Origin of the sequence: Rugamonas sp. DEMB1 (genome assembly GCF_029834475.1) — a bacterium.
In the GTDB taxonomy this organism is placed as follows: Bacteria; Pseudomonadota; Gammaproteobacteria; order Burkholderiales; family Burkholderiaceae_D; genus Rugamonas; species Rugamonas rubra.
In genome coordinates this window covers 3,630,854-3,657,683 of record NZ_CP122407.1, presented here as the reverse complement: position 1 = coordinate 3,657,683, position 26,830 = coordinate 3,630,854, and the positions used below count along the sequence as shown (strand labels likewise).

21 protein-coding genes and 2 riboswitches are annotated in these 26,830 nt (G+C 69.1%); of the genes, 12 read left to right on the top strand and 9 right to left on the bottom strand.

Annotation, left to right across the window (positions count from 1 at the left end; translation table 11 throughout):
* Nucleotides 1–32: 32 nt before the first annotated feature.
* Both QC826_RS16540 and QC826_RS16535 read right to left on the bottom strand, forming a co-directional pair.
* On the bottom strand, nucleotides 33–1,733 hold the full coding sequence (locus QC826_RS16540) for a methyl-accepting chemotaxis protein (RefSeq protein ID WP_279761616.1): 1,701 nt from the start codon (nucleotides 1,731–1,733) through the stop codon (nucleotides 33–35).
* Between the two features lie 257 nt (nucleotides 1,734–1,990).
* A complete protein-coding gene (locus QC826_RS16535) occupies nucleotides 1,991–2,485 on the bottom strand; it encodes a VOC family protein (RefSeq protein WP_279761615.1) in 495 nt (164 codons plus the stop codon).
* A gap of 286 nt (nucleotides 2,486–2,771) precedes the next feature.
* Between QC826_RS16535 and QC826_RS16530 the strand changes: the two genes are divergently transcribed.
* The 8 genes from QC826_RS16530 (at nucleotide 2,772) to QC826_RS16495 (ending at nucleotide 12,732) form a co-directional block, all read left to right on the top strand.
* Nucleotides 2,772–3,197, top strand: a complete 426-nt coding sequence (locus tag QC826_RS16530) for a type IV pilin protein (protein WP_279761614.1) — start codon at nucleotides 2,772–2,774, stop codon at nucleotides 3,195–3,197.
* Nucleotides 3,185–3,841: a Tfp pilus assembly protein FimT/FimU gene (locus QC826_RS16525; protein WP_279761613.1), complete on the top strand. Its 657-nt coding sequence runs from the start codon at nucleotides 3,185–3,187 to the stop codon at nucleotides 3,839–3,841. Before QC826_RS16530 ends, QC826_RS16525 begins: the two co-directional genes overlap by 13 nt.
* 8 nt (nucleotides 3,842–3,849) lie before the next feature.
* On the top strand, nucleotides 3,850–4,338 hold the full coding sequence (locus QC826_RS16520; RefSeq protein ID WP_279761612.1) for a hypothetical protein: 489 nt from the start codon (nucleotides 3,850–3,852) through the stop codon (nucleotides 4,336–4,338).
* Between the two features lies 1 nt (nucleotide 4,339).
* Nucleotides 4,340–4,573, top strand: coding sequence for a prepilin-type N-terminal cleavage/methylation domain-containing protein (locus QC826_RS16515; protein WP_279761611.1), 234 nt, complete (start codon nucleotides 4,340–4,342; stop codon nucleotides 4,571–4,573).
* 107 nt (nucleotides 4,574–4,680) lie between these two features.
* Nucleotides 4,681–5,523: a PilW family protein gene (locus QC826_RS16510; RefSeq protein ID WP_279761610.1), complete on the top strand. Its 843-nt coding sequence runs from the start codon at nucleotides 4,681–4,683 to the stop codon at nucleotides 5,521–5,523.
* The gene (locus QC826_RS16505) at nucleotides 5,523–6,206 is read left to right on the top strand and encodes a hypothetical protein (protein ID WP_279761609.1); all 684 of its coding nucleotides are present in this window, start codon (nucleotides 5,523–5,525) and stop codon (nucleotides 6,204–6,206) included. The genes QC826_RS16510 and QC826_RS16505 overlap by 1 nt, the downstream gene beginning before the upstream one ends.
* A gap of 125 nt (nucleotides 6,207–6,331) precedes the next feature.
* The gene (locus tag QC826_RS16500) at nucleotides 6,332–10,954 is read left to right on the top strand and encodes a PilC/PilY family type IV pilus protein (RefSeq protein WP_279761608.1); all 4,623 of its coding nucleotides are present in this window, start codon (nucleotides 6,332–6,334) and stop codon (nucleotides 10,952–10,954) included.
* Nucleotides 10,955–11,064: 110 nt separating this feature from the next.
* Nucleotides 11,065–12,732: a peptide chain release factor 3 gene (locus tag QC826_RS16495; RefSeq protein WP_093383736.1), complete on the top strand. Its 1,668-nt coding sequence runs from the start codon at nucleotides 11,065–11,067 to the stop codon at nucleotides 12,730–12,732.
* A gap of 195 nt (nucleotides 12,733–12,927) precedes the next feature.
* Here the strand turns inward: QC826_RS16495 and QC826_RS16490 are convergent, their stop codons facing one another.
* Nucleotides 12,928–13,341 (bottom strand): cupin domain-containing protein, encoded by a 414-nt coding sequence (locus tag QC826_RS16490; protein ID WP_279761607.1) that lies wholly within the window; start codon nucleotides 13,339–13,341, stop codon nucleotides 12,928–12,930.
* A 47-nt stretch (nucleotides 13,342–13,388) separates the two neighbouring features.
* Entirely contained in the window at nucleotides 13,389–13,724 is a 336-nt protein-coding gene (locus QC826_RS16485; protein WP_279761606.1) for a DUF6677 family protein, read from the bottom strand.
* Between the two features lie 224 nt (nucleotides 13,725–13,948).
* Here QC826_RS16485 and QC826_RS16480 point away from each other — a divergent pair, with 224 nt between their 5' ends.
* On the top strand, nucleotides 13,949–14,425 hold the full coding sequence (locus QC826_RS16480) for a cache domain-containing protein (RefSeq protein ID WP_279761605.1): 477 nt from the start codon (nucleotides 13,949–13,951) through the stop codon (nucleotides 14,423–14,425).
* Between the two features lie 328 nt (nucleotides 14,426–14,753).
* Nucleotides 14,754–16,295, top strand: coding sequence for a methyl-accepting chemotaxis protein (locus QC826_RS16475; RefSeq protein ID WP_279761604.1), 1,542 nt, complete (start codon nucleotides 14,754–14,756; stop codon nucleotides 16,293–16,295).
* 96 nt (nucleotides 16,296–16,391) lie between these two features.
* On the opposite strand, the gene gcvP is transcribed toward QC826_RS16475, so the two are convergent.
* The 3 genes from gcvP to gcvT all read right to left on the bottom strand — a co-directional run bounded on the left by gcvP (nucleotide 16,392) and on the right by gcvT (nucleotide 21,017).
* Nucleotides 16,392–19,283, bottom strand: a complete 2,892-nt coding sequence (gene gcvP, locus QC826_RS16470) for an aminomethyl-transferring glycine dehydrogenase (RefSeq protein WP_279761603.1) — start codon at nucleotides 19,281–19,283, stop codon at nucleotides 16,392–16,394.
* A 107-nt stretch (nucleotides 19,284–19,390) separates the two neighbouring features.
* Entirely contained in the window at nucleotides 19,391–19,771 is a 381-nt protein-coding gene (gene gcvH / locus QC826_RS16465; protein WP_093383726.1) for a glycine cleavage system protein GcvH, read from the bottom strand.
* 118 nt (nucleotides 19,772–19,889) lie between these two features.
* On the bottom strand, nucleotides 19,890–21,017 hold the full coding sequence (gene gcvT / locus QC826_RS16460) for a glycine cleavage system aminomethyltransferase GcvT (RefSeq protein ID WP_279761602.1): 1,128 nt from the start codon (nucleotides 21,015–21,017) through the stop codon (nucleotides 19,890–19,892).
* A gap of 76 nt (nucleotides 21,018–21,093) precedes the next feature.
* A riboswitch (glycine riboswitch) is annotated at nucleotides 21,094–21,198 on the bottom strand.
* A 28-nt stretch (nucleotides 21,199–21,226) separates the two neighbouring features.
* A riboswitch (glycine riboswitch) is annotated at nucleotides 21,227–21,313 on the bottom strand.
* 130 nt (nucleotides 21,314–21,443) lie between these two features.
* Here gcvT and QC826_RS16455 point away from each other — a divergent pair.
* Nucleotides 21,444–22,004 (top strand): ClpP family protease, encoded by a 561-nt coding sequence (locus QC826_RS16455; RefSeq protein ID WP_279761601.1) that lies wholly within the window; start codon nucleotides 21,444–21,446, stop codon nucleotides 22,002–22,004.
* 81 nt (nucleotides 22,005–22,085) lie between these two features.
* On the opposite strand, the gene QC826_RS16450 is transcribed toward QC826_RS16455, so the two are convergent.
* The gene (locus QC826_RS16450) at nucleotides 22,086–22,304 is read right to left on the bottom strand and encodes a hypothetical protein (RefSeq protein WP_279761600.1); all 219 of its coding nucleotides are present in this window, start codon (nucleotides 22,302–22,304) and stop codon (nucleotides 22,086–22,088) included.
* An 80-nt stretch (nucleotides 22,305–22,384) separates the two neighbouring features.
* Nucleotides 22,385–24,073: a methyl-accepting chemotaxis protein gene (locus QC826_RS16445; protein ID WP_279761599.1), complete on the bottom strand. Its 1,689-nt coding sequence runs from the start codon at nucleotides 24,071–24,073 to the stop codon at nucleotides 22,385–22,387.
* A gap of 292 nt (nucleotides 24,074–24,365) precedes the next feature.
* Between QC826_RS16445 and QC826_RS16440 the strand changes: the two genes are divergently transcribed.
* Nucleotides 24,366–26,789 carry a DUF1631 family protein gene (locus QC826_RS16440; RefSeq protein ID WP_279761598.1) on the top strand — a complete coding sequence of 808 codons (2,424 nt, stop codon included), beginning with the start codon at nucleotides 24,366–24,368 and terminating at the stop codon, nucleotides 26,787–26,789.
* The last annotated feature ends 41 nt before the right edge of the window (nucleotides 26,790–26,830 follow it).

Genomic DNA, 26,830 nt, shown 5'->3' with positions numbered 1-26,830 from the left:
TGGCCGAGTGTGGCCAAACCAGGCGAAACGATTTAGAAGGTTTCCCAATCGTCGCCGGCGCTGCTCGCCGGCGCGCGGCGTGGCGCCGCCAGCCGGCTTGCCGGGCGCGTTGCGGCGGCTTGCGTGTGGCCACGCGGCGCGGCGCCGGCCGGCGCGGCGTGGTTGGCGTGGATCTTGAACACGCTGACCGAATCGTGCAGCACGGCGGCCTGTTGCTGCATCGAGGCGGCGGCGGCGGCCGCCTGTTCGACCAGGGCGGCGTTCTGCTGGGTGGCGTTGTCCATCTCGGCGATGGCCTGGTTGACCTGGGAGATGCCGGCGTTCTGCTCGCCGCTGGCGACGGCGATCTCGCCGATGATGCCGGTGACCCGCTGCACGCTGCTGACCACCTCGTCCATCGTCGCGCCGGCGCGCGCCACCAGCTTGCCGCCGGCCTCGACCCGCTCGACCGAATGCGAGATCAGCTCCTTGATCTCCTTGGCCGCCGCCGCCGAGCGCTGCGCCAGGTTGCGCACCTCGCTGGCGACGACGGCGAAGCCGCGTCCCTGTTCGCCGGCGCGGGCCGCCTCGACGGCGGCGTTCAGCGCCAGGATGTTGGTTTGGAAGGCGATGCCGTCGATCACGGCGATGATGTCGACGATCTTCTTCGAGGCCTCGTTGATCGAGTCCATCGTGGCGATCACCTCGGCCACGTCGGCGCCGCCGCGCAGCGCCACGGCCGAGGCGCCGCCGGCCAGCACGCTGGCCTGGCTGGCGTTCTCGCTGGTCTGGCGCACGGCGGCGGTGAGCTGCTCCATCGACGAGGCGGTCTCCTCGAGCGCGCTGGCCTGGGCCTCGGTGCGGGCCGACAGGTCCTGGTTGCCCTGGGCGATCTCGGCCGAGGCCAGGGCGATCGCGTCGGTGCCGCCGCGCACCTGGCCGACGATGCCGGCCAAACTGTCGTGCATGTGCTTGAGGGCGGCCAGCAGGGTGCCGATCTCGTCCTTGCGATTCACCGCGATGTCCTTGCTCAGGTCGCCGTCGGCGACCACCTGGGCGATCGCCACCGCCTCGTTGAGCGGGCCGATGATGCCGCGCGCCAGCCACAGCACGATGGCGCCGCCCAGCAGCACGGTCAACAGCAGCTCGACCAGCAGCTGCACCGTGGCCGAGGTGTGCGCCGCCTGGTTCTGCGCCGACAGCGCGGCCATCAACAGCCGGGTCTGCTCTTCCATGTAGCGCACCGTCTCGTCGATCTTGGCGGCGGTGGGGCGGTCCCTGCCGCGCACCTCGGCGTCGACCAGCTGCACGCTGGCCGGATCGGCGGCGTCGTACAGCTGCAGCGCGGGCAGGAACACGCCGGCCAGCTGCTCGTGCATCTTGATGGCGTCGTCGACCAGCGGCGTGGCCAGGCTCAGCTTGGCCAGCAGCGCGTTGACGCGCAGCAGCTCGGCGTGGGTCTTGTCGGCCGCCCGCTTGAACTCCTTCAGATACTTCTCGTACTCGTCGGCCTTGCCGCCGCGCACCAGGATGTTCTTCCACGCCTGGATCTGGTCCTTGAACTCGACCTGGGCGCTGCGCGCCGTGTCGATGGCGTCGGTCAGCGTGGCGGCCTGTTGCATGCCCGTCTCGCTGCGGCCGTTGGCCTGGCTCAGCGCGCGCCAGCCGTTGAGGCCGACCAGCAGCAGGGCGAGGCAGAAAAAGCCTCCCAGCAGACCGAGCCGCATGGTGATTTTCAGGTTGGCCAAATTCATGTGTTTTTCTCCGGTGAAGTCATGTCGCGAAGACGCCGGGCGCGCGCGGGCACCGCCCCGATCTTGTGGATCGTTGCGTCAAGGGCAAGTAGTATCGCGGGAGCTTAACGTGGGGTCAATAAATAAGTTGGTTGTGTAGCAATTAATTGATGTAAAACAACATGGTAGCGCTATGAAAGTCACTGCCGCGCCGGCGGCGCGGAGTGATCCGGGAACATGCTCGATGATCTTGCCTGAACTTCAAGCCGATGCCGGGGCTAGAGCGGGCCGTCGTAGGCGCGGCGCAGCTGGGCGATGTCGAGCTTTCTCATGGCCATCATGGCGCCCATCACCCGCTGGCCGCGCTCGGACTCGCCGTCGCCCAGCATCTCGATCAAGACCTTGGGCACCACCTGCCAGGAGGCGCCGTATTTGTCCTTGAGCCAGCCGCACTGCTGGGCCGCCTGGTCGCCGCCCGCGCCCAGCTGTTCCCAGTAGTAGTCGACCTCGCGCTGGTCGGCGCAGTCGACCAGGAAGGAAACGGCCTCGTTGAAGCGGAAGACCGGACCGCCGTTGAGGGCGGTGAAGCGTTGGCCGTCGAGTTCGAAGGCGATGGTCATCACCGAGCCGGGCTGCTTGCGGTGGACCTCCTGGCCGGCCTCGCCGTAGCGCGACACGGCCAACACCTTGGAGTTGGGGAAAATGCCGGTGTAAAACTCGACTGCTTCTTCGGCCTGCTCGTCGAACCACAGGCAGGGGGTGATCTTGGACATGGTGACCTCCAACGTCGCGGGGGAGAGAAGGGCGGGGCGGGCCGCCGCCGGGCTGGCTGTACGACAACGCAAGATTAGCAGGACGGCCGTCCCGGTGGCGCGCCGTTGCCGCCCGCCGCCGCCGCCGCCCGCCGCCGCGCGGCAAGGTCGAACCGGCGCGCCGCGCGGCTGTCAGCATTCCGTCAGGATTTCCTCAGGGAAATGCAAGCTTGGGGGGCTACTATCATGACAGCGAGCAACGCGGCGGCATCCCGCCCCCGGCGCCGCCGCCACAGGAGGAAGCGCCATGAAACGCCTGCAACAAGGCTTTACGCTGATCGAGGTGATGATCTCGGTGGCCATCGTCGGCGTGCTGATGGCGGTGGCGCTGCCGGCCTACAGCGACTATGTGACGCGCGGCCGCCTCAGCGAGGTGTTCACCGCGCTCGGCGCGGCGCAGCCGGCGGCCGAGCAGTTCTGGTCCAACTCGCGCAGCTACGTCGGCTTCGACGGCGCCGTCACCTTCCCGGCCAACAGCGCCAACTTCACCTACGCCCTGTCCGGCGCCTCGGCCTCGGCCTACACGGTGACCGGCACCGGCATCGGCCGCATGGCCGGCTTCGCCTACACCATCGACCAGAACGGCGGCCACGCCACCACCGCCAGCCCGGCCGGCTGGGGCACCAGCACCAGTTGCTGGGTCGACCACAAGGGTGGATCATGTTCCAACTAGAGCGCGCCGGCGGCTGGGCCGAGGCCGGCGCCGGGCAGGGCGGTTTCACCATGGTCGAGCTGATGATCGCCCTGGTGGTGTTCGCCTTCATGCTGGCGCTGGGCGTGCCGAACATGAGCAAGTGGGTGCTGGCCAGCAAGGCCCGCTCGGCCAGCGAGTTCTATGTCGACGGCTTCGCCCGCGCCCGGCGCGAGGCGGTGGCGCACAACGCGCGCAGCCGCATCGTGCTGTCGCCGAATCTCGTCAACGGCCAGATGGACTGGCAGATCGACCTGTGCTTCCCGGTGCCGGGCACGCCGTGCAGCCAGGTCAGCGGCGTCTGGTCGACGCCCGACACGCCGGCGCCCAACGATCCACAGGGCGCGGCCGGCTACAAGTCGGTGTTGCGCGGCGCCGACGCGCTGCCGCAGGCGGACACCCTGGTGCCCACCCTGACCCCGCAGGGCAGCTCGGAGATCTACTACACCGAACTGGGCTGGGTCGACACCACCTTCGCCCAGCGGCTGACCCGGCTGCAGCTGGAGCCGAGCAGCCAATTGGCCGGCGAGGTGCCGACGGTGGCGCTGGTGGTGACCCTGGCCGGCATGGCGAGCAAATGCGATCCGACCGTGGCGCCGGGCGATTCGCGCGGCTGTCCGCCATGAACGCCGCCATGAACGCCGCCACCCCGGCCGCCACCCCGGCCGCCACGCGCGGGGAAGGGCGCGGCGCCGCCCGCCGCCGCGCCGGGCGCCTGGGCGGCGCCGCGCAGCGCGGCGTCGCCCTGCTCGAGGCGATGCTGGCCATCGTCATCCTCGGCATCGGCCTGCTCGGCACGGTCGGCCTGCAGGCGCGCGCCTACTCGGCGCTGTCGGACGCCAGCATGCGCGCCGAGGCCACCATGGCGGTGGAGAAACTGCTGGGCGTGATGAGCAACGACGTCGCCAACATCCCCAACTACGCGCTCGCCGAGGGCGCCGTGCCCAACGCCACGCTGGCGCCGTGGGTGGCCGAGACGCGCGGCCACATCCCCGGCGCGCGCATCGACGTGGCGGTGACGCCGGAGCTGCGCCGCTTCCGCGTCGACGCGACCATCCGCTGGACGCGCAAGGCCGGCGGGGTGGAGAACCAGCACCAGATCACCTCCTACATCTCGAACTGACATGGACGCCCGCCACCCATCCCCCCCGCCGCGCGGCCGCCGCGCCGGCTTCTCGCTGGTCGAACTGCTGGTCAGCGTGGTGGTCGGCCTGCTGGCGCTGATGTTCGCCACCCGGCTGATCGTCAGCGCCGAGCAGAACAAGGCGACCTCGCTGGGCGGCTCGGACGCCATGCAGAACGGCATGCTGGCGCTGTTCTCGCTGAACGCCGACGCGGCCCAGTCCGGCTGGGCCTGAACGACGACCTGGTCACCGGCTGCGACACCACCTTCAGCGACACGGCCGGCTTCACGCTGGCGCCGGCCACCCGGGGCGGCGCCGCCGTCACGCCGCTGGCGCCGGTGGTGATCGAATGGAACAACGCCAACTCCGACCGCATCACCTTCTACACCGGCAGCTCGAGCAGCGCGGTCGGCTCGGTCAAGCTGCTGGCCAACTACGTCGGCGGTCCGCTGCTGACCAGCGACACCAACGCCGCCTTCGGCTTCGCCGACGGCGACGTGATCGTGGTGGCGCCCGAGCCGGCCGGCGGCAATTGTTCCCTGGCCCAGCTGGCCGGCGCGCCGGCCGGCCCGGTGCTCAACATCGCGCCGGGCGCGGCCTACCGCTTCAACCTCGCCGCCGGGCTGGGCAACAACTACGGGCCGGGCCAGGCGCGCATCTTCAACCTGGGGCCGGGCGCCAAGCTGGCCATGCACAGCTGGTCGGTGCAAAACGGCATCCTGCTGCTGCGCTCGACCGACCTGGCCGGCTCGTCGGCGCAGCCGGTGTCGGTGATCGACAACGTGGTGGCCATCAAGGCCCAGTACGGCTTCGAGACGCGCGCCATCGCCAACTACAGCCCGGCCAAGGACGGCATGCAGGTGGGCCAGTGGAGCGGGGCGATGATCGACGCCGACGGCGACGGCGTGGTCGGCGGCGCCGGCGACTTCCTGCGCGTGGCGGCGGTGCGGCTGGCCGTGGTGGCGCGCAGCAAGAGCGCGGAGAAGCCCAAGGCCAGCAACGGCCAGTGCGACGCCAGCAGCGCCAAGCCGGTGTTGTTCGCCAGCCAGGCGCCGGCCACGGTGGCGGCCGCCCCCGTCACGGTGGAGGTGGCGGTGGCCGGCGACACGATAGCCTGGCAGTGCTACCGCTACCGCGTGTTCGAGGCCATCGTTCCGATCCGCAACGCCGAATGGAGGCCGTGATGCGCCGCCTGCCCTGTCGCCCCCTCTGCCGCCCCCTCTGCCGCCGGCCCTGCCGCCCGCTGTTGCAGCGCCTGGCCGCGCGCCGTCCGTCCCGCCAGTCCAGGTTGGCGCGCGCCGCGCGCCAGGCCGGCGTGGCCCTGCCGGTGATGCTGATCATGTTGACCGTCATGTTAATTAGCAGCATCTACCTGCTCAAGTCGAGCACCTCGACCACGCTGACCACCGCCAACCTGGCCTACGACTCGGCGCTGAGCAAGGCCGCCGACCTGGGCGTGCACACCGCCTTCGCCTGGCTGGCCGCCGCCGACAAGTCGACCCTGGTGGCCGACCAGGCCGCCAGCGGCTACTTGGCCACGCTCAACCCGCTGCAGACGGTCAACACGCCGGCCTTCTGGAACGGCTCGGTGACGCTGCTCGACACGGCCGGCAACCAGGTCGAATACGTGATCCACCGCATGTGCACCTTCACCGGCCTGTACAACTCGACCAACCCGCAGAACAGCTGCGTGCTGACCTCGGCCAAGGCCAACGTCAAGTCGGCCACGCCGGTGGGGCGCAGCCTGTCGTCGGACGCGCCGGAGTACCAGGACCAGCCGCAGCTGCACTACGTGGTCACCACCCGCATCTACGGGCCGCGCGGCGGCAACGTGGTCAACCAGTCCGTGGTGATGATGGGCCCCTGAGGCGGAGGCGCCGGCCGCTCCAACACCAGGGTCAGACCCTAGGGTCTGACCCTAGGTTTCGCCGGAGGGTTTTCTCAATTTAGCTGCACGCGCCAGCCGTGGCCACCTTCTTCAATGGGACTAGCATGAAACCGATCACTCTATTGTCGCTCGCCGCCGCCGGCCTGCTGGCCGCCGGCCCCGCCTTGGCCGGCCAGACCCAGATCGCCCAGGTGCCGTTGCTCAACATCACCGGCACCGGCACCGTCAAGCCCAACCTGATGCTGTTGTTCGACAACTCCGGCTCGATGGACCAGGCCTACACGCCCGACTATGTCAACGACAACCTGTGCCGCTCGGCGGCCCAGTTGTCCGGCGGCGCGACCGCCTGCAACGTCGGCCATCCGCCCTTCATGAGCCCGGACTTCAACAAGCAGTACTACAACCCGAAGATCCGCTACCAGGCGCCGATCAACTCGGACGGCACCTTCTACCCGGAGCAGACGGCCGCCGCCACCGGCACCTGGAGCAACGTCACCAGCGACGGCTTCGGCGCCCACAAGACCAACCTGTACGGCAGCAGCAGCAGCGCGATCAACCTGGTCAGCGGCTTTCCCGACCTGAAGTGGTGCGACCCCAACAACACCAGCTCCTGCCAGGTCAACAGCGCCAGCTACACCTATCCGGACAACACCTTCCGCAGCGCCGTCGCCATCAACGGCGGACCCTACTACTACACCATCGGCGTGGCCGAGTACTGCACCGACGACAGCATGAGCAACTGCAAGTCGACCTCGGTGGGCGCGGCCGCGCCGGCCGGCTACCCGGTGCCGGTCAAGCTGCGCTGGTGCAGCAACACCCTGCTGACGGCCTGCCAGGGCAAGCGCGTCGGCAGCTTCATCTACCCGCGCTACTCGGCGGCGGTGGGCTCCAACGCCGCCTACGGCACCATCTCCATCGGCGCCTCGGCGTCGAGCTCCTCGATGACCATCAGCAGCGTCACCATCCCCGACCCGAGCACCGCGCGCACCATCAGCAGCGGCACGCTGACCGCCAGCGCCGGCACCAACACGGCGCTCAAGCAGCAGACCGTGGCCAGCGCGCTGGCCGCCAACATCATCGCCAGGTCTGTCGCCAAGAGCAACACCAACCTGTACTACGCCTGCGTGCGCGCGCCGATCGGCCAGCCCAGCGTGCCGGCCTGCGCCACCGCCTTCGGCATCACGCTGGCGGCCGACAACATCGTCGCCGTCGTGCCGGTGCTGTGCAGCGGCGCCGTCAACCTGGCCAACTGCCTGCCGATCAACGACGCCAGCCGCGCCGGCTGGGGCATCACGCCGACCGCGCCGGCCGTCACGCCGACGCCGGCCACCACCGGCGTGCCGCCCACCGCGCTGTTGTTCGCCAGCGGCACCACCTCCGGCTCGGGCACGCCCAGCCTGGCCTCGGTCAAGCTGGGCGGCACCACGCTGGCCAGCGCCATCGGCCTGGGCAAGAGCACCACCGCCAGCGGCGTGGTGGTCAAGCTGCAGGCCGCCATCGGCGTCGCCGGCAGCATCCGCGCCTACATCGGCGGCAACGCCGTGACCAAGCTGTGCCAGGCGCAGGGCGCCACCACGCTGTGCCTGGTCGACACCGGCGCCACCGTCAACGGCGCCGCGCCCTCGGTCGGCAGCCTGAGCAACGGCGGCACGCTGGCCTTCACCACGGCCAACGCCACCAGCTCCAGCGACGCCATACCGGTCGCCACGGTGGCGTTGTCGGCCGGTTCCAGCGCGCCGAGCAGCTTCAGCCGCGTCGACATCGTGTCCGGCGCCACCTATCCGAAGGGCAGCGAGCGCACCGACTGCGTGGCCGGCGCCGGCGTCTGCAGCTACGCCGAGGAGATGACCAACTTCGCCAACTGGTACGCCTACTACAAGACCCGGCTGCAGATGATGAAGAGCTCGGTCGGCATCGCCTTCTCGCCGATCACCGGCAACTACAAGGTCGGCTACGCCAAGCTGTCGGTGACCGGCGCGGCCGGCGCCATCGACATGAAGCCGGCCGACTTCACCGGCAGCGCGCGCAGCACCTGGTACACCCTGCTGTACAACACCACCACCACCGGTTCGACGCCGATCCGCACGGCGATGGACAACGTCGGCCGCATGTTCGGCAACCTGGCGCCCTACAACTACGCCGCCGGCAGCGAGGTGGTGCAGTACCCCTGCCAGCAGAACTTCATGATCCTCACCACCGACGGCTATTGGAACGGCAGCTCGACGGCCAACGTCGTCAACAACGACAACGTCGAGAACGCGGCGCGCTTCTGCAGCCAGGCGCGCGGCTGCGTCGACGCGCGGGCGCAGAGCCAGCCCTCGATCGCCGACGTCGCGCTGCACTGGTACAACGGCGGCTCCAGCACCACCACGGTGTCGCTGCGGCCCTCGCTGGAGCCGGACATGAGCAAGCCCGGCTCGGTGCCGGCGGCCGGCGGTGAGAACACCCACCTGCACATGAACACCTACACCCTGGGGCTGGGCGTGGACGGCGTGATGACCTACGAGGCCAACTACGACTCGGCGCCCAAGGTCGGCGGCGATTTCTACAACCTGATCACCGCCGCCAGCTCGGGCTGCCCGTGGAACGGCGGCGGCGCCTACGTCTGGCCCAACCCGGACACCAGCAACACCGCCAGCACGGTGCAGGAGCGGGTCGACGACCTGTGGCACGCCGCCGTCAACGGCCACGGCAAATACTTCAGCGCCTCCGAGCCGCGCGAGGTGGTCGACGGCCTCAGCTCGGCGCTGGCCAACATGCAGGTGAAGATAGGCGCGGCGGCGGCCGCCGCGACGTCGACGCCGAACATCTCGCAGCAGGACAACGACATCTTTTCCGCCACCTTCACCACCGTCAAATGGTACGGCGAGCTGTCCGACAAAAAGATCGACCCGGCCACCGGCATCGTCGGCAGCACGGCCAGCTGGACCAGCTCCGACAAGGTGGGCCAGAAGGTGGCCGCCGCCAGCGACACGCGCACCATCTACATGCTCGACGCCGGCAGCGGCGCGCTGAAGAACTTCAGCTACGGCGCCATGTCGGGCAGCGAGAAGGGCTGGTTCGACAACAAGTGTGCCGCGCTGTCGCAGTGCACGCTGCTGTCGGCCGCCGACAAGGCCGTGGTCAACGACGGCAACAACCTGGTCAACTGGCTGCGCGGCCAGCAGCAGCACGCCGACGACCAGCTGTTCCGCGCCTACACGCTGACGCCCAACACGCCGGCCGGCTCGCCGGGCCCGATCCCCATCGTGCTGGGCGACATCGCCTCGTCCAAGCCGGCCTACCTGCGCGACCCGCGCAAGAGCTTCCTGACCAGCGGCTACAGCGCCTTCAAGAGCGCCAACGCCGGCCGCGCCGGCACCGTGTTCGCCGCCGCCAACGACGGCATGCTGCACGCCTTCAGCGCCGCCAGCGGCGAGGAGCTGTGGGCCTACGCGCCGCGCATCACCATGAGGAAGCTGTACGCGCTGGCCAGCACCACCTACGGCACCAACCACCAGTTCAGCACCGACGCCTCGCCCGAGCTGGCCGACGTGCAGATCGGCGGCGTCTGGAAGAGCGTGCTGGTGGCCGGCCTGAACGGCGGCGGCCGCGGCTACTACGCGCTCGACGTGACCGACCCGGCGCATCCGGTGGCGCTGTGGGAACTGTGCGCCGACGCCAACGTCTGCGCGCGCAACGACACCGACCTCGGGCTCTCCTTCGGCAATCCGCAGTTCGGCATGTGGCAGGGCAAATGGGTGGTCTTCCTCACCTCCGGCTACAACAACGTGCCCGGCGTCGACGGCGTGGCCGGCGGCAGCGGCCAGGGCATCCTGTTCATCGTCGACGTGGCCACCGGCGCGGTGTTGAAGAAGGTGTCGACCCTGGCCGGCGACACGACGACGCCGTCCGGCCTGGCCAAGATCACCTCGATCTCGCTCGACCCGAGCACCGACCCGAGCACCACCTACGTCTACGGCGGCGACAACCAGGGCCAGATGTGGCGCTTCGACATGAGCGACCCGAACAGCAGCGCCGTGGCGGTGCTGAAGATGGGCGACGCCGGCGCGCTGCAGCCGATCACCACGCGGCCCGACGTGACGCTGTGCGCGGTCAGCGCCAGCAGCACCGTGAACGGCATCACCACCGTCACCGAGACGGCGCAGCGCGTGGTCTTGTTCGGCACCGGCCGCCTGCTCGACGTGCCCGACACCTCCAACACCGACGTGCAGAGCCTGTACCTGCTGAAGGACAGCGGCAGCGCCGTCGCCAACCTGCGCGGTTCCAGCATGGTCGAGCAGACCCTCAGCCTGGCCGGCTCGAGCAGCAACATCAACACCTACGCCATCACCAGCAACCAGGTCGACCTGGGGCAGAAGAGCGGCTGGTTCTTCGACTGGAAGCTCAACGCCGGCGAGCGCATGAACCTCGACCCGCAGATCGTCAGCGGGGTCGCCAACGTGGTCACCAACATGCCGACCTCGTCGTCGGCCTGCTCGGTGGGCGGCTCGAGCAACAGCTACCAGGTCGACGTCTGCGACGGCAGCGCGGTGTCCGGGCAGGCGGCCGGCAGCACCTTGTCGAACACCTCGGCGGCGGTCGGCTTCATCATCATCCGCCTGCCCAAGGGCGAGCTGAAGATGATCAGCACCATGGCCACCGGCGAAACGCGCACCAAGTCGCTGGCCGAGCAGAACTCGGCCGCCGCCCACCGCGTCGGCTGGCGCCGGGTGAAGGGCGACTGAGGCCGGGCGGGGCCGATGGCGGGGCCGAAAGCGGGGAAACAGTTCACACGAAAGGCCCAACTATCGGTAAAATTGAAGGTTTTTTGCGGGGCCATAATATGGTCGCGACTATGGCCAACGATACCGAAAACACAATACCCGAATTGAACGACGATTCCGCCCCGGCCAGCAGCGCCAAAACGCCGGCGCTGATCGCCCGCGAAGTGCAGCGCCGCCGCACCTTCGGCATCATCTCCCACCCGGATGCGGGTAAGACCACGCTGACCGAAAAGCTGCTGCTGTTCTCGGGCGCGATCCAAATGGCCGGCACGGTCAAGGCGCGCAAGAGCGGCCGCCACGCCACCTCCGACTGGATGGAGATCGAGAAGCAGCGCGGCATTTCCGTGGCCTCCTCGGTGATGCAGTTCGAGCACCGCGACCACGTCATCAACCTGCTCGACACCCCCGGCCACCAGGACTTCTCGGAAGACACCTACCGCGTGCTGACGGCGGTCGACTCTGCCCTGATGGTGATCGACGCGGCCAAGGGCGTCGAGGCGCAGACCATCAAGCTGCTGGCGGTCTGCCGCATGCGCAACACGCCCATCGTCACCTTCATGAACAAGATGGACCGCGAAACGCGCGATCCGCTGGAACTGCTCGACGAGCTCGAATCGGTGCTGAAGATCCAATGCGCGCCGGTCACCTGGCCGATCGGCATGGGCAAGAACTTCCGCGGCGTCTACCACCTGCTGAACGACGAGATCATGCTGTTCAAGGCCGGCGAGGAAAAGGCCGACGGCGCCTTCGAGGTCATCAAGGGCATCGACAATCCGCGCCTGCAGGAGATGTTCCCGCTGGAGATGGACCAGTTGAAGATGGAAGTGGAGCTGGTGCACGGCGCCTCCCACCCGTTCAACCTGGACGAGTTCCTGTCCGGCGTGCAGACGCCGGTGTTCTTCGGCTCGGCCATCAACAACTTCGGCGTGCGCGAGATCCTTTCGGCGCTGGTCGACTGGGCGCCGGCGCCGCGTCCGCGCGACGCCACGGTGCGCGTGGTCGATCCGGCCGAGCAGCCGTTCACCGGCTTCGTGTTCAAGATCCAGGCCAATATGGACCCGGCCCACCGCGACCGCATCGCCTTCCTGCGCGTGTGCTCGGGACGCTTCGAGCGCGGCATGAAGGTCAAGCACCTGCGCCTGGGCCGCGAGATCAAGGTGTCGTCGGTGGTGACCTTCATGGCCTCGTCGCGCGAGCAGGTGGAGGAGGCCTACGCCGGCGACATCATCGGCCTGCCCAACCACGGCAACATGCAGATCGGCGACAGCTTCTCCGAGGGCGAGCTGCTCACCTTCACCGGCATCCCGTACTTCGCGCCGGACTTCTTCCGCTCGGTGCGCATCCGCAATCCGCTGAAGATCAAGCAGCTGCACAAGGGCTTGCAGCAGCTCGGCGAGGAGGGCGCGGTGCAGGTCTTCAAGCCGGTGCAGGGCGGCGAGCTGGTGTTGGGCGCGGTCGGCGTGCTGCAGTTCGAGGTGGTGGCCAGCCGGCTGCTCAACGAGTACGGCGTCGACGCCGTCTTCGAGGGCACCAGCATCAGCAGCGCGCGCTGGATCTCCAGCGACGACAAGAAGGCCCTGGCCGACTTCGAGAACGCGCTGGGCCACAACGTCGCCTACGACGCCGCCGGCAACATGGCCTATCTGGCCACCTCCGGCGTCAACCTGCGCCTGACCGAGGAACGCTGGCCCAAGCTGAAGTTCCACGCCACGCGCGAGCACTCGGCCAAGCTGGCCTAAGGGTTCGTCCAGCGCGACACGTCGGCCGCCACGGCCGACAAAAGACCGCCCGGCGCGCAAAGCCCGGGCGTTTTTTTGGGATGGGCCTCAAGGTGCCGGCGGCTTCAAAACCACCCAAAGGCGGAGAGCCAGGGTCAGACCCTAGGGTCTGACCCTTGGTTGTGTCGTTGGGTTTTGCCGGCGTGAAGACACCGCCTACTTGGCCGGCGTCGCCAGCGGCTTGCCCTTTTCCACCACGTAGACGCCGACCAGGCGCATCACGGCGCTGCCGGTGTTGCGCGCGTCGTGCACCTTGCCGGCCGGGATGACGAAGGCCTCGCCGGCCTTCAAATGGCGCGGCGGCTCGCCGTCGACCAGCAGCTCGCCTTCGCCCTCCAGCACGTAGCTGATCTCGTCGCCGGGATGGGAGTGGCGGCCGGCCTGCACGCCGGGGTCGATCTCGACCCGCGCCACCACCGCCTCGCGGCCCTCCACCGACACATCGTTCTTCTGCACCACGCTGCGGCGCAGGCCGGCGTTTTGCGCCAGCGCGGTGCTGGCGCTGGCCAGCAGCAGGATGGCGATCAGGCTACGCTTCAGGGGGCTTGCGGTCGCGGCATTTGCGGTCATGGCATTTCCTTTTACGTTGGTGGGTGGAAGGGCGTGCGGCCCCGGTGTCAGTGGTGGTGTTGCCGGCCCAGCCACAGCGCGTCGAGCACGCTGCCGAGCCAGCAGACCAGCAGCACCAGCGCCGCCAAGTTGCCGGCCGGGCCGGCGAGGCCGGCGGCCTCGACCCGTTGCGCGATCAGCTCCGGGGCTAGCGGCAGGGCGCCGCTGGCGACCTGCTCGGCCAGCGGCATGATCAGCTGGGCCATCCGGCGCAACAGGTAGCCGGCCGCCAGCAGCGTCGGCAGCAGGAACAGGCAGCCGCGTCCGGCGCGCCGCAGCAACAGGTGGCCGAGGCCGGGGAACAGCAAGCCGTTGACGAGTGCGGCCTTGAGCGATGGTGTCATGGTGTTCCTGGTGGTCTTGGTGGGCGTTGCGCCGGGCCTTGCGCCGGCCGGCGGTTTGCGCCAGCGCAAGGCCGGCGCGGGGCAAGCGTCGTACAGTACGACATGCGCCTAGGCAAGATTGCGCCTAGGCATATCGTGCCCGCGCGGCGGGTCCGCCGTGCCACCCATCATACCTGCTCAAGCCGGACCATGGCGCGACGGGCCGTCATCGTCAAGGAGAAAACATGAACACTCGGATCGTGCTGTCGTTGCTGCTGGCGCTGGGCGCCTGCGGCCAACTGGTGCAGGCCGCCACGCCGGCGGCGGCCACGCCGGCCATGGCCAGCGAAAAGGATGCCATCGCGCTGGCCGAGAAGGGTGCCCAATTCGTCCGCCAGCACGGCAAGGCCGAAATGGTCAAGCGCATCAACAGCAAGGACCCGGAATTCAACCAGGGCAGCCTGTACCTGGCGATGCGCGATCTGGACGGCATCACCGTCGCCCATCCGACCACCGCGCTGATCGGCAAAAACCTGCTCGACGTGCCCGACGCCGACGGCAAGCCCTTCCGCCAGGAGCTGGTGGCGACGGCCAAGGGCAAGGGCAAGGGCTGGGTCGACTACAAGTTCCGCAACCCGGCCACCGGCAAGGTCGAGGCCAAGTCGACCTATGTGCTGCGGGTCGACGACATCGCCCTCGAGGCGGGCATCTACAAGCACTAGCATTAGCACTAGCACGCGTAGTGCTGGCACGGGCCTCGGCGTCGGTGCGCAATGCAGCTAAGTGAAGAAAACCCAGCGGCGATGCTCGAGGGTCAGACCCTAGGGTCTGACCCTGGTTCCGCGCCTTTGGGTTTGGAGGCCGCTGGCGCCTTAACTGAGCGGCATGAGCGCCGGTCGGCGGCCGCGCACACCTGGTGGGACAATATGCTGAGCAAACTGAGGTTGGGTCCGAAACTGCTGCTGGCGCCCGGCGTGGTGCTGCTGCTGTTGATCGTGCTGTCGGCCGGCTCATCTCGGCCTGCTGCGGCAGAACCACTGGCTCGACAACATGGTGCAGCAGCGCGCCGCCCGCATGAAGGCGGCCGACGAGCTGGTGGCCGGCGCCAACCGCGCCCACACCCAGAGCTACCAGCTGCTCACCTGGATCAACGCCAGCTTCTCGCCGTCGCGGGTGGACGCGCTGATCCGCGAGCTGCACGCCCGCCACGCCGTGCTGGACCGCCAGTTCGCCCAACTCGAGATGGCCATCGAGAGCGACGGCGCCGAGCGCCGCTTCGTCGCCCAGTCGCAGGCGGCCCATGCGCAGTATGTCAAGGCGGTGGCCGACGTGGTCGAGCTGAGCATGGTCGACCCGTCGATGGCGGCCAACGCCATGTCCAAGGCCGAACGCGCCTTCGAGGTGGTGGCGCTGCGCCTGCGGGAGCTGTCCACGCTGGAACAGCAGCTCAGCGAAACGGCCTACCACCGCGCCGAGGCCGAATTCAAGACCATCTCCATCCTGATGCCGCTGGTGGTGGCCTTGTCGATCGCCCTGTCGCTGCTGGTGACTGTGGCGGTGCGCAAGGCCATGCTGAAGGAGGTCGGCGAGATCGGCGCGGCGGCGCGCGACCTGGCCGAGGGCAATCTGACGGTGCGCGAGCGGGTCTATGGCAGCGACGAGATCGCCGAGACCTCGCGCGCGCTCGACACCAGCATCCGCAACCTGAACACCACGCTGAAGAGCATCCTCGGCTCGGCCCAGGCGATCGACGACGCCTCGCGCGAGATCGCCGAGGGCAACGCCGACCTGTCGAACCGCACCGGCAAGGCGGCCAGCACGCTGGAGCAGACCAGCAGCTCGATGCAGGAACTCAGCAGCACCGTCAACCAGACCGCCAGCAACGCCCGCACGGCGCGCCAGCTGGCCCACTGCGCCAGCGACTTCGCCCAGCGCGGCGGCAACGTGGTGCAGCGCCTGGTGGTGACGATGGCCTCGATCCGCGGCAGCTCGCGCCAGGTCGGCGAGATCGTCGGGGTGATCGACGGCCTGGCCATGCAGAGCAATCTGCTGGCCTTGAACGCGGCGGTGGAGGCGGCGCGCGCCGGGCCGAACGGGCTCGGCTTCGCGGTGGTGGCGGGCGAGGTGCGCGAACTGGCGCAGCGCTCGGCGCTGGCGGCGCGCGAGATCAAGCAGCTGGTCGCCGCCTCGGTGGCGGAGATCGAGCAGGGCAGCCGCGCGGTGGAGGAGGCCGGCAGCAGCATGGCCGACATCGTCAGCTCGGTGCAGCAGGTGGGCGAGTTGATCGGCCAGATCAGCCAGGCCAGCGTGCTGCAGGCGGCCGGCCTGCAGGGCGTGCACGAGGCGATCGTGCAGATGGACCAGGTGACGCAGCAGAACGTGGTGCTGGTGGAACAGGCCGCCTCGGCGGCGCAGGGCTTGCAGGAGCAGGCGCTGAACCTGTCGCAGGCGGTCGAGCGCTTCAAGCTCGACGATGGCGACGGCCCGGGGGCCGGTCCCGGCGCTGGTGGTCCGGCGCTGGGCGGCGGCGGGACGAAAAAAAACGCAGTCGGCCAGGCGGCGCGACTGCGTCTTGCTTCCAACCGGAGCTGAGAAGCGGGCAAAACCCAAGGGCGCAATTCCAGGGTCAGACCCTAGGGTCTGACCCTCAAGGGCGCCTCCTGCGGTCCGCCTTTGAGTCCTGCCCGCTTACTCGTAGTCGCTCATCGGCGCGCAACCGCACATCAGGTTGCGGTCGCCGTAGACGTTGTCGGCGCGGCCGACCGACGGCCAGTACTTCTGCTTGCGCAGCGACGGCAGCGGGAAGGCCGCCACCTCGCGGCTGTACTTGCGTTCCCACTTGTCGGCGGTGAGCACCTCGGCGGTGTGCGGCGCGTGCTTGAGCGGATTGTCCTCGCGGTCGAATTCACCGTTCTCCACCTTGGCGATCTCCATGCGGATGGCGACCATGGCGTCGATGAAGCGGTCGATCTCGGCCTTCGATTCGCTCTCGGTCGGCTCGATCATCAGCGTGCCCGGCACCGGGAAGCTCATGGTCGGGGCGTGGAAGCCGAAGTCCATCAGGCGCTTGGCGACGTCCTCGTTGCTGATGCCGGTGGCATCGGTCAGCGGACGCAGATCCAGGATGCACTCGTGGGCGACCAGGCCGTCGTGGCCCGAGTACAGCACCGGGTAGTGCGGCGACAGGCGGCGGGCGATGTAGTTGGCCGCCAGGATCGCCGTTTCGGTGGCGGCGGTCAAACCCTCCGCGCCCATCATCGCGATGTACATCCACGAGATCGGCAGGATGCTGGCCGAGCCGTAAGGCGCGGCGCTGACCGCGCCGATGCCGGCGACGTCGCGCTGGTAGCCGCTGGAGCGCTGGTTGGGCAGGAACTTGGCCAGGTGGGCGCCAACGCCGATCGGGCCGACGCCTGGGCCGCCGCCGCCGTGCGGGATGCAGAAGGTCTTGTGCAGGTTCAGGTGCGAGACGTCGCCGCCGAAGCTGCCCGGCGCCGCCACGCCGACCAGCGCGTTCATGTTGGCGCCGTCGATGTAGACCTGGCCGCCGTGGCCGTGGATGATCGCGCACAGCTCCTGGATGCCTTCCTCGAACACGCCGTGGGTCGACGGGTAGGTGACCATCACGCAGGCCAGGTTCTTCGAGTGCAGCTCGGCCTTGGCCTTCAGATCGGCCAGGTCGACGTTGCCGCGCGCGTCGCAGGCGGTGACCACCACCTGCATGCCGACCATGTTGGCCGAGGCCGGGTTGGTGCCGTGCGCCGACGAGGGGATCAGGCAGATGTTGCGGTGGCCTTCGCCGCGCGACTCGTGGTAGGCCTTGATCACCAGCAGGCCGGCGTACTCGCCCTGCGAACCGGCGTTGGGCTGCAGCGAGACGGCGGCGTAGCCGGTCAGCGCGCACAGCATGTCTTCCAGCTGGACGATCATCTCGCGGTAGCCGACGGTTTGCGCATCGGGCGCGAACGGGTGGATGTTGGAGAACTCGGGCCAGGTGACCGGGATCATCTCGCTGGTGGCGTTCAGCTTCATGGTGCAGGAGCCGAGCGGGATCATGGTGCGGTCCAGCGCCAGGTCCTTGTCGGCCAGGCTGCGCAGGTAGCGCAGCATTTCGGTTTCGGAGTGGTAGCGGTTGAACACCGGGTGGCTCAGGTAGGCGCTGCTGCGCTCCAGCGCGGCCGGGAAGGCCTGCTGCACGTTCGCCTCGACCAGGTCGAAGTCGGCCTTGGCGGCGCCCTTGACGCCGTGGGCGAAGATGGTCCACAGCAGTTCCAGGTCGTCGCGGCTGGTGGTCTCGTCGAGCGAGACGCCGACGTGGTGGGCGTCGACCTTGCGCAGGTTGACGCCATTGGCGACGGCGGTGGCCAGCAGCGCCTCGGCGTTGTCGGTCTTGACGGTCAGCGTGTCGAAGTAGGTGGCGTTGCTGATCTCGTAGCCGAGCGCGGCCAGGTTGGCGGCCAGGATGCCGGTGTAGCGGTGCACGCGCAGGGCGATCTGTTTCAGACCGGCCGGGCCGTGGTAGACGGCGTACATCGAGGCGATCACCGCCAGCAGCACCTGCGCGGTGCAGATGTTGGAGGTGGCTTTTTCGCGGCGGATGTGCTGCTCGCGGGTTTGCAGCGCCAGGCGGTAGGCCTTGTTGCCCTGGGCGTCGATGGTGACGCCGACCAGGCGGCCGGACATGCTGCGCTTGAATTCGTCGCGGGTCGACAGGTAGCCGGCGTGCGGGCCGCCGAAACCGAGCGGCACGCCGAAGCGCTGGCTGTTGCCGACGACGACGTCGGCGCCCCATTCGCCCGGCGGGGTCAGCACGGTCAGCGCCAGCAGGTCGGCGGCGACGACCACCATCGCGCCCTTGGCCTTGACGGCGGCGACGCCGTCCTTGTAGTCGCGCACCACGCCGTTCACGCCGGGGTATTGCAGCAGCACGCCGAAGCAGTCGTGCAGCTCGGCCAGTTCGGCCGGGGCGAAGGTGCGCACCTCGATGCCGAGCGGCTCGGCGCGGGTCTGCACCACTTCACGGGTTTGCGGCAGCACGTCGTCGGCGACGTAGAACACCTGCGACTTGGACTTGCCGACGCGCTGGATCAGCGTCATCGCCTCGGCGGCGGCGGTGCCCTCGTCGAGCATGGAGGCGTTGGAGATGCCCATGCCGGTCAGGTCGGTGATGACCTGTTGGAAGTTCAAGATGGCTTCCAGGCGGCCCTGCGAGATCTCCGGCTGGTACGGCGTGTAGGCGGTGTACCAGGCCGGGTTTTCGAAGATGTTGCGCAGGATGACGCCGGGCGTGTGGGTGTTGTAGTAGCCCTGGCCGATCAGCGACTTGAGCACCTTGTTCTGCGACGCGATGGCCTTCAGCTTGGCCAGCGCCTCCTGCTCGGGCATCGGCTGCGAGTACTGGCCCAGCGGCAGCGCGCCCTGGTTGCGGATGTTGGCGGGGACGAGGGCGTCGATCAGCGCGGCGCGCGAGGCGTAGCCGAGGGTCGACAGCATCGCCGCTTGTTCTGCTGCGTCGGGGCCGATGTGGCGGGCGATGAAGGCATCGCGGGCTTCAAGTTGGGTCAGGCTGGAGCGGGTCATGATTTGTCAGGGCCAAAAAAGTGCTGCGCCGGCGCGCGCGGGGCGCGCTCGGCAGGGAGGGGGCGTATAGCAAAAAGGCCAGCGCGAAGGCTGGCCTGGTGCGTGGTTTACGCTGCGGTGGTCTTGCCGTAGGCGGCCGCGTCGAGCAGGCCGTCGATGGCGCCGGCGTCGCTCGGCTTGATCTTGAACAGCCAGGCGGCGTAGGCGTCGGCGTTGATCGACTCGGGGGCGCTGACCACGTCCTCGTTGACGGCGATGACTTCGCCGGCGACCGGGGCGTAGATGTCGCTGGCGGCCTTGACCGATTCGACCACGGCGGCGTCGGCGCCGGCGTCGTAGCTGTTGCCGACCTTCGGCAGTTCGACGAAGACGATGTCGCCCAAGGCGTCCTGGGCGAACTCGGTGATGCCGACGGTGACGCTGCCGTCGGCTTCCAGACGCACCCATTCGTGGGATTCGGTGTACTTCAGGTCTGCAGGGATGTTCATGTGTGGCTCCAGAGGGTAAATGTTATTAATTGTATTAATTGTATTTATACTTCTACGGCGTGACTATGCAGCGTATTCATGCGGCCGCGCAGGGCGGCCGCGCTCCTCGCTGTTTTTCTTATACGGCGAGGATTTTACCGTTGCGCACGAAAGGCAGCTTGACCACGGAGGCGGCCAGCTTCTTGTCGCGGATCTCGACCTGGACGGTGTCGCCCACGGCCACGCCCATCGGCACGCGGGCCAGCGCGATGGCCTGCTGCATGGTCGGGCTGAAGGTGCCGCTGGTGATCTCGCCGACCTGCTCGGAAGCGGCGACGATGACTTTTTGGTGGGCGCGCAGCACGCCGCCTTTTTCACGCAGGATCAGGCCGACGAACTGGGCGTTCTGGCCCTTGGCGACCAAGGCGGCCTTGCCGATGAAGTCGCGCGGCGACACCAGGTCGATGGTCCAGGCCAGGCCGGCGTCGAGCGGGTTGACGGTTTCGTCCATGTCCTGGCCGTACAGGTTCATGCCGGCTTCCAGGCGCAGCGTGTCGCGCGCGCCCAGGCCGGCCGGCTTGACGCCGACCGCCAGCAGGGCGTTCCACAGCGCCTCGGCCTGGGCCGCCGGGAAGGCCAGTTCGAAGCCGTCCTCGCCGGTGTAGCCGGTGCGCGCCACCATCACCTCGCCGAAGGCGGTGTCTTTGACGATGACGGCGTTGAAGGGTTTGATCTCGGCCGAGGCGGCCTGGGTCTCGGGCAGCACCTGCCACACCTTGGCGCGCGCGTTCGGACCCTGCACGGCGATCAGCGCCATGGTCTCGCCCAGGGCGCCGTCGCGGCGCTGGGTGATGGTCAGGCCGCTGTTGGTGGCGGCGTTTTGCGCGTTGATCCAGGCGAGGTCTTTTTCGGCGGTGCCGGCGTTGACCACCAGGCGGAACCAGCTCTCGTTGATGAAGTAGACGATCAGGTCGTCGATCACGCTGCCCTGTTCGTTCAACATGCAGGAGTACAGCGCCTTGCCGCTGGCCTGCAGCTTGTCGACGTTGTTGGCCAGCAGGCCGCGCAGGAAGGGACGGACCTGGTCGCCGACCAGGTCGACGACGCACATGTGGGAGACGTCGAACATGCCGACGTCGCCGCGCACGGCGTGGTGTTCCTCGATCTGCGAGCCGTAGTTGACCGGCATGTCCCAGCCGCCGAAGTCGACCATGCGGGCGCCGGCGGCGCGGTGGGCGTTGTTGAGTGGGGTGGCTTTGAGCGTCATAATTCCTCGGTCCAAACGTAAAAGGGGTTAACAGAACATGCAAGGAAGAGCTGAAGCAGCCTTTTCCACAATGATCGCAGACCCCTCTGTCCTTGGTACCTGAGAGATTACGGGACGAATCCCGTGCGCCCCTTCGGTGGGCCGCCGGCGTGTGCCGCGGCCGCTCTCCAGAGTTGAGCCGGGTGGCGCATCGCGAACGATGCGCGCCGGTCCCTTGATCGGTCCTTTTGCCTGAGAGTTTTTGGGTAGTGCCCCTTCGGCGGCAACGCGAGTTTGCCCTCTCCCGATCAAGACTCGGGAATATATGTCAGAAGGGGCTTCCTGTCAATCTTGAGGCGGCGCGCTAGCGCACTGTACGGGTACAGCGGGGCGGCCGGCGGCGGTGTTCTTTGCTAGAATGATTTATCCAATTTTGCAGGTGGCACCATGGGCGAAGAGAACGCGAAATATGCGGGGCAGGGCTGGTTCACCCTGTCGGGCGACGTCAACAGCGACATGGTGCGGCGCGTCTTCGACGCCGTCGCCGACATGAGCGAGGACCGGGTCGAGACGGCGCACATCCTGATCCAGTCGAACGGCGGCTATGTCAGCGACGGCATCTGCCTGTACAACTACCTGAGCCGGCTGCCGCTGAAGGTGGCCACCTACAACGCCGGCGCGGTGGCCTCGATCGCGGTGATCCTCTACCTTGCCGGCAAGCAACGATACGCCAGCGACACGGCCCGCTTCATGGTGCACAAGTCGCACGCCAGCGCGCCGCACGGGGCGCGGCCGGACGCGCTGCGCATCATCGTCGAGGGCCTGCAGGCGGACGACGCGCGCACCGAGCAGATTTTGCGCGAGCATGTGCACCTGAGCGAAGAGCACTGGCGCGTGCACGCCTATTCCGACCTGCACCTGACGGCCGCCGAGGCGCTGGAGGTGGGCTTGATCGACGAGGTGAAGGACTTCGCGCCGCCCAAGGGCATGCGCGTCACGAATATCTGACGGCGATCCGGCCGCACGGGGAGGCGGGGTAACTGACCCCGGCGGTGGGGCGGCATGCCGTCCCCGGCGCCGGGGACGGGACTAGCGGTTCTTGTTGCCGCCGGGGGACTTGGCGCCGGAGGCGGGCGAGCCTGACTGCTTGTTGCCGTCGTTCTTGTGGCTTTGTTGGCCGGCCGCCACATGTTGCTCGTGGCTGCCGCCCTGGGTGCCGGCGCCCGACCCTGGCGAGCCGGACTGCTTGCTGGCGCCGCCCCGGCCCTGCTTGCCGCCAACGCCTTTGTCTTTCTGATTCGCACTCATGGTTGTTCCTTTGTGAAAAGTTGAAGTAGCCATCGCCGAAGCCCGCCGCGCCTTGCGGCGGGGTGTTTCCGGTGGTGCAATCATGCGATTCCGCTCAGGCTTTCGCTATCGGAATTCCACTCGGGCGCTTGTAGGAGGCGGCCTTGCGCCGCCCGCCCGGCCGGCCCCGGCCCCGCCGCCGCGGGGCGCGCCGGCGCGGCCCGGCCCGCCGCGTCGGCGTCGTCGGCCCCGGTGAACACGGCCATCAGCTCGCCGAGGTGTTCGGTCTGTTCGCGCATCGCGCCGGCGGCGGCGGCGGCCTGGCGCACCAGGGCGGCGTTCTGCTGGGTGGCCTGGTCCATGGACGAGATCGCCTGGTGCACCTGGGCCAGGCCCTCGGTCTGTTCGGCGCTGGCCAGGGCGATCTCGCCGACGATGGCGGTGACCCGCTGCACGCCGCCGACCACCTGCTCCATGGTGGCGCGCGCCTTGTCGGCCAGCTCGGTGCCCAGCACCACCTGGCCGACAGAGTCGTCGATCAACACCTTGATCTCCTGCGCCGCCGCCGCGCTGCGCTGGGCCAGGCCGCGCACCTCGGCGGCGACGACGGCGAAGCCACGGCCCTGCTCGCCGGCGCGGGCCGCCTCGACCGCCGCGTTCAGGGCCAATATATTCGTCTGGAAGGCGATGCCGTCGATCACGCCGATGATTTCGACGATCTTCTTCGAGGCGGTGTTGATCGAGGCCATGGTGCCGACCACCTGCTGCACGTCGGCGCCGCCGCGCCGGGCCACCGCCGAGGCCGAGTCGGCCAGGGCGCTGGCCTGGCCGGCGTGCTCGGCGTTCTGCCGCACGGTGGCGGTCAGCTGCTCCATCGAGGCGGCGGTCTGCTCCAGCGCGGCGGCCTGCTGCTCGGTGCGGTCGGACAGGTCCTGGTTGCCGCTGGCGATCTCGTCGGCGGCGCCGCCGATCACGGCGGTGCCCCGGCCGACCTGGCCGATCAGCTCCAGCAGGCTGTCGTTCATCTCCTGCATGGCCCGCAGCACCTGGCCGGTTTCGTTGGCCGGTTGCGGCCCGATGCGCGCGCCCAGGTCGCCGCCGGCGATGCGCCGCGCCATCGCCACCGCCTCGCGCATCGGGCCGGCGATGGAGCGCGCCAGCCACAGCGCCAGCGTGGCGCCCAGCACGGTGCTGGCCACCAGCAGGGCGGTGGTGACCAGGCGCGCCTGGTCGTACAGCCGGTCGGCGGCTTGCGCCGCGCGGCGGCCGCCGGCCAGGTCGTGGGCCACCAGCAGGTCGATCTGCGCGACCATGGCGAGGAAGTGCTCGCGCATCGTGGTGTTGTACAAGACCAGGGCCAGCGCCTTCTGGTCGTTGCCGGACAGGTTCAGCAGGCTGACTTGTTCAGCGGCGAAATCGGCCCGCAGCGTGTCCAGTTGGCGGGCGTAGCCGCGGGTCTGCTCCTCGCCCTGGCGCTCGATCAGGCGGCGGCAGTCGTCGCGCAGGGCCAGCATGGCGGCCGCCACCTTGTCGCGGTACTTCGCCATGCCCTCGCGGTCGCTGGCCAGGATGTGTTGGGTCTGCCATTTGCGGATTTCCTGCAGGTCGTTCTTGATCGAGAGCACGGCCATGATCTCGGGCAGCCAGCGCTCCGAGATCACGGTGGAGGCGTCGTCGATGTCGCCCATGTGGTCGAGCGAGCCGACGCCCTGCAGCACCATCAGGCTGAGAACAAAGGCGAACGCCGCGAGCAGCTTGTGGGCGGTCTTCAAATTGTGCAGAAAGGACATGGCAACCTCGGCGAAGGACGGGAAGGGGACAGCCAGCTTGTCATGTTAGGCAATGCGCAAGCTTGATTCTTGTGCAGCGTCAAGTGTGGTTCGGCGTTGGCGCAATGTGTTTCAAAACAGAAAAAATGCCCGATTCTCGCCAATTGTTTCACTTTGCCTATTGCCTTGTGGAAACGCTGTGTGAAAATGGAGGTGGGCGTTAAATGTTTAGTTCGCTGTTCCGTTAACACCTTGCATCTTGTCTTTTGTCCAAGCAGCACAACGCGGCGCTTGCCCCGCCGCCAGGCCGACCATGATTTCTTCCTCGCCGAGCAGCGCGCCGCCGCCACCGCCCAAGCCGGTGTCGCCGCGCCATGCCCTGCTGGAGGAGTTGATCGGCATCGCCTGCGGCCACCTCGACGCCCAGCTGCCCGAGCTGGCCACGCGGCTGGCCGGTGCCCTGATCGACGCGCGCGACGGCGACCCCGGCACGCTGCAGCAGCGCATCCGCGCCGGCAACATGCTGCGCAACCGCAACTACGCCTTCCTCCACCTGGCCAAGCTCGCGCTCGAGCGCGCGCTGCGCCAGGAAATGGCCCAGCTGGCGCCGGCGCCGGCGGCGCGCGCGCGGCCGGCCGCCGAGCCGCTCGGCCTGGTGCCCTACGAGGAGATGGACAGCCGGGTGGCGTTGGGCGCGCTGTGCAAGCCCTTCGAGCTGCTGCACGCCGACGTGCTGCAGACGCTGAGCGTGCGCCTGGCCTTCCTGTTCGAGCGCGACATCCTGCGCCCCGGGCAGAACCCGTTCCGCCCCGAGGTGTGGCTGCAGGCCCTGCAAGCGAGCTGGGCCGAGTTCGCGCCCGACGCCGATCTGCGCCAGCTGCTCGCGCCGTTGTGCAAGCCCGGCCTGTTCTTCGAGCTCGGCCCGATGCTCGAGGCGCTCAACCTGGCCCTGCAGCGCAAGGGCGTGTTGCCCGGCGCGGCGGCCGCCCGGCCGGTGCGCAAGGCCGACGCACCGGCCCGTCCGGCGGCGCGCCCGCGCGCCGATCCCGCCGCCCTGGCGCAGCAGTTGCGCCAGTTCTTCGCCGCCGGCGGCGAGGACGCGGCGCCGGCCGAGGCCTTCGACCTGAGCATTCCCGACCTGCCCAACCTGCCGCCGGGCGGCGCCCGGCCGTGGCGCCAGGGCGCGGCCGAGGGCTTCCACGCCGGCCAGGACAACCGCATCGCGCAGCGGCAGACGCTGGTCGGCGCCAAGCGGCCGTTGCTGAGCTTGTTGGCGCAGCTGCAGCAGGCCCTGCCGGCGCCGGCGGCCGGCGGATTTGTCGATGGCCCGGGCGGCGCCGCGCACAGTGCCGGCGCTGCCGGCCACGGCGCAGCGGGCGGCGATGGCGCCACGACCGGCGGCGCCAACCCCGGCGGCGGCCATGGCGGCGGCGGGCGCCGCGACGCCGACTCGGCCAAAGTGTTCTACCTGCCCGGCATCAAGGACCGCCTGCCGCGCGGCAGCCTGTCGCGCGCCGACGAGAGCACCATCGACCTGTTGGCGGCGGTCTTCGAGACGGTGTTCGGCGACCAGAACATCGCCCAGGAGATCCGCGACCTGATCCATCTGCTGCAGATCCCGGTGTTGAAGGCGGCGCTGGTCGACCGCGACTTCTTCTTCCAGGAGGAGCACCCGGCGCGGCGCCTGATCGACCTGCTGTCGCGGCTCGGCTGGGAGCCGCGCCGCGGCCCGGACGACCCGCTGTTCCAGGCGATGCGGCGCAGCGTGGAACGGGTCGGCCGCGACGACGCCGACGAGCGCGCCGTGTTCGCCGCCGCCGTCGACGAGCTCGAGGCCACGGTGCGGGCGGCGGCGCAGGCCGAGGAGGGCGCCGCCGCCAGCGCGTTGGCCGCGCCGGTGGCCGTCGCGCTCAAGCAGGAGAAGCTGGCGCAGGCCGGCCAGCAGGCCAAGAGCGCGGTGGCGCTGCGCCTGGGCAGCGGCGAGGTGGTGGCGGTGCTCGAGGCCTTCCTGGAAAACAAATGGGTCGACGTGCTGACCATCGCCTACAGCGTCGAGGACGACAAGCCCGGCGCGGTGGGCAACGCCACCCGGGCGATGGACGAGCTGATCTGGAGCGCCAAGCCGAAGCTGCGCGCCGACGAGCGCAAGCGCCTGATCGCCATGCTGCCGGGACTGCTGGCCACGCTCAACAAATGGCTCGACATCGTGCAATGGCGCGACGCCGAGCGCCTGCAGTTCTTCGCCGAGCTGGCCGAGTGCCACGCCTCGATCGTCCGCGCCCCGCTCGACATCACCGCCGAGCGCCAGCTCGAGCTGGCCATGGAGGCGGCGCGCCAGTCGGCCGAGCGGCGCGCCGAGCGGCAGGCGGCGCAGTCGGCGGCGGCGGACGCGGCGGCGCCGGCCGAGGCCGGGGCGGCCGAGGCCGAGGCCGGCGCCGAGGTGGCGGCGCTGGCGCGCGGCATGTGGCTGGCCTTCGAGGAGCCGGACGGCACGCGGCGCAAGGTCAAGCTGGCCTGGATCAGCCCGCTGCGCACGCTGTACATCTTCGCCACCGGCGCGCGGCAGGAGGCGTTCTCGATGTCCGGCGCGGCGCTGCTGGAGCGCTTCCGCGCCGGCGGGGTGCAGGTCCAGCTGAGCGAAGGCGTGGTCGGCCAGGCCTTGAGCCGGGTGCTGGCCGGCGCCGCCGCCGGGGAAGACCCGGACGCGGCGGCGGCCGCCACGCGCCGCTCGGCCTGAGCGGCGATAAAAAATGATATTTCCCACGCGCAATATTCGGT

Coding starts and splice junctions, on each gene's coding strand:
- QC826_RS16540 (WP_279761616.1), bottom strand. CDS start 1,733: ATGAATTTGGCCAACCTGAAAATCACCATGCGGCTCGGTCTGCTGGGA.
- QC826_RS16535 (WP_279761615.1), bottom strand. CDS start 2,485: ATGTCCAAGATCACCCCCTGCCTGTGGTTCGACGAGCAGGCCGAAGAA.
- QC826_RS16530 (WP_279761614.1), top strand. CDS start 2,772: ATGAAACGCCTGCAACAAGGCTTTACGCTGATCGAGGTGATGATCTCG.
- QC826_RS16525 (WP_279761613.1), top strand. CDS start 3,185: ATGTTCCAACTAGAGCGCGCCGGCGGCTGGGCCGAGGCCGGCGCCGGG.
- QC826_RS16520 (WP_279761612.1), top strand. CDS start 3,850: ATGAACGCCGCCACCCCGGCCGCCACCCCGGCCGCCACGCGCGGGGAA.
- QC826_RS16515 (WP_279761611.1), top strand. CDS start 4,340: ATGGACGCCCGCCACCCATCCCCCCCGCCGCGCGGCCGCCGCGCCGGC.
- QC826_RS16505 (WP_279761609.1), top strand. CDS start 5,523: ATGCGCCGCCTGCCCTGTCGCCCCCTCTGCCGCCCCCTCTGCCGCCGG.
- QC826_RS16500 (WP_279761608.1), top strand. CDS start 6,332: ATGAAACCGATCACTCTATTGTCGCTCGCCGCCGCCGGCCTGCTGGCC.
- QC826_RS16495 (WP_093383736.1), top strand. CDS start 11,065: ATGGCCAACGATACCGAAAACACAATACCCGAATTGAACGACGATTCC.
- QC826_RS16490 (WP_279761607.1), bottom strand. CDS start 13,341: ATGACCGCAAATGCCGCGACCGCAAGCCCCCTGAAGCGTAGCCTGATC.
- QC826_RS16485 (WP_279761606.1), bottom strand. CDS start 13,724: ATGACACCATCGCTCAAGGCCGCACTCGTCAACGGCTTGCTGTTCCCC.
- QC826_RS16480 (WP_279761605.1), top strand. CDS start 13,949: ATGAACACTCGGATCGTGCTGTCGTTGCTGCTGGCGCTGGGCGCCTGC.
- QC826_RS16475 (WP_279761604.1), top strand. CDS start 14,754: ATGGTGCAGCAGCGCGCCGCCCGCATGAAGGCGGCCGACGAGCTGGTG.
- gcvP (WP_279761603.1), bottom strand. CDS start 19,283: ATGACCCGCTCCAGCCTGACCCAACTTGAAGCCCGCGATGCCTTCATC.
- gcvH (WP_093383726.1), bottom strand. CDS start 19,771: ATGAACATCCCTGCAGACCTGAAGTACACCGAATCCCACGAATGGGTG.
- gcvT (WP_279761602.1), bottom strand. CDS start 21,017: ATGACGCTCAAAGCCACCCCACTCAACAACGCCCACCGCGCCGCCGGC.
- QC826_RS16455 (WP_279761601.1), top strand. CDS start 21,444: ATGGGCGAAGAGAACGCGAAATATGCGGGGCAGGGCTGGTTCACCCTG.
- QC826_RS16450 (WP_279761600.1), bottom strand. CDS start 22,304: ATGAGTGCGAATCAGAAAGACAAAGGCGTTGGCGGCAAGCAGGGCCGG.
- QC826_RS16445 (WP_279761599.1), bottom strand. CDS start 24,073: ATGTCCTTTCTGCACAATTTGAAGACCGCCCACAAGCTGCTCGCGGCG.
- QC826_RS16440 (WP_279761598.1), top strand. CDS start 24,366: ATGATTTCTTCCTCGCCGAGCAGCGCGCCGCCGCCACCGCCCAAGCCG.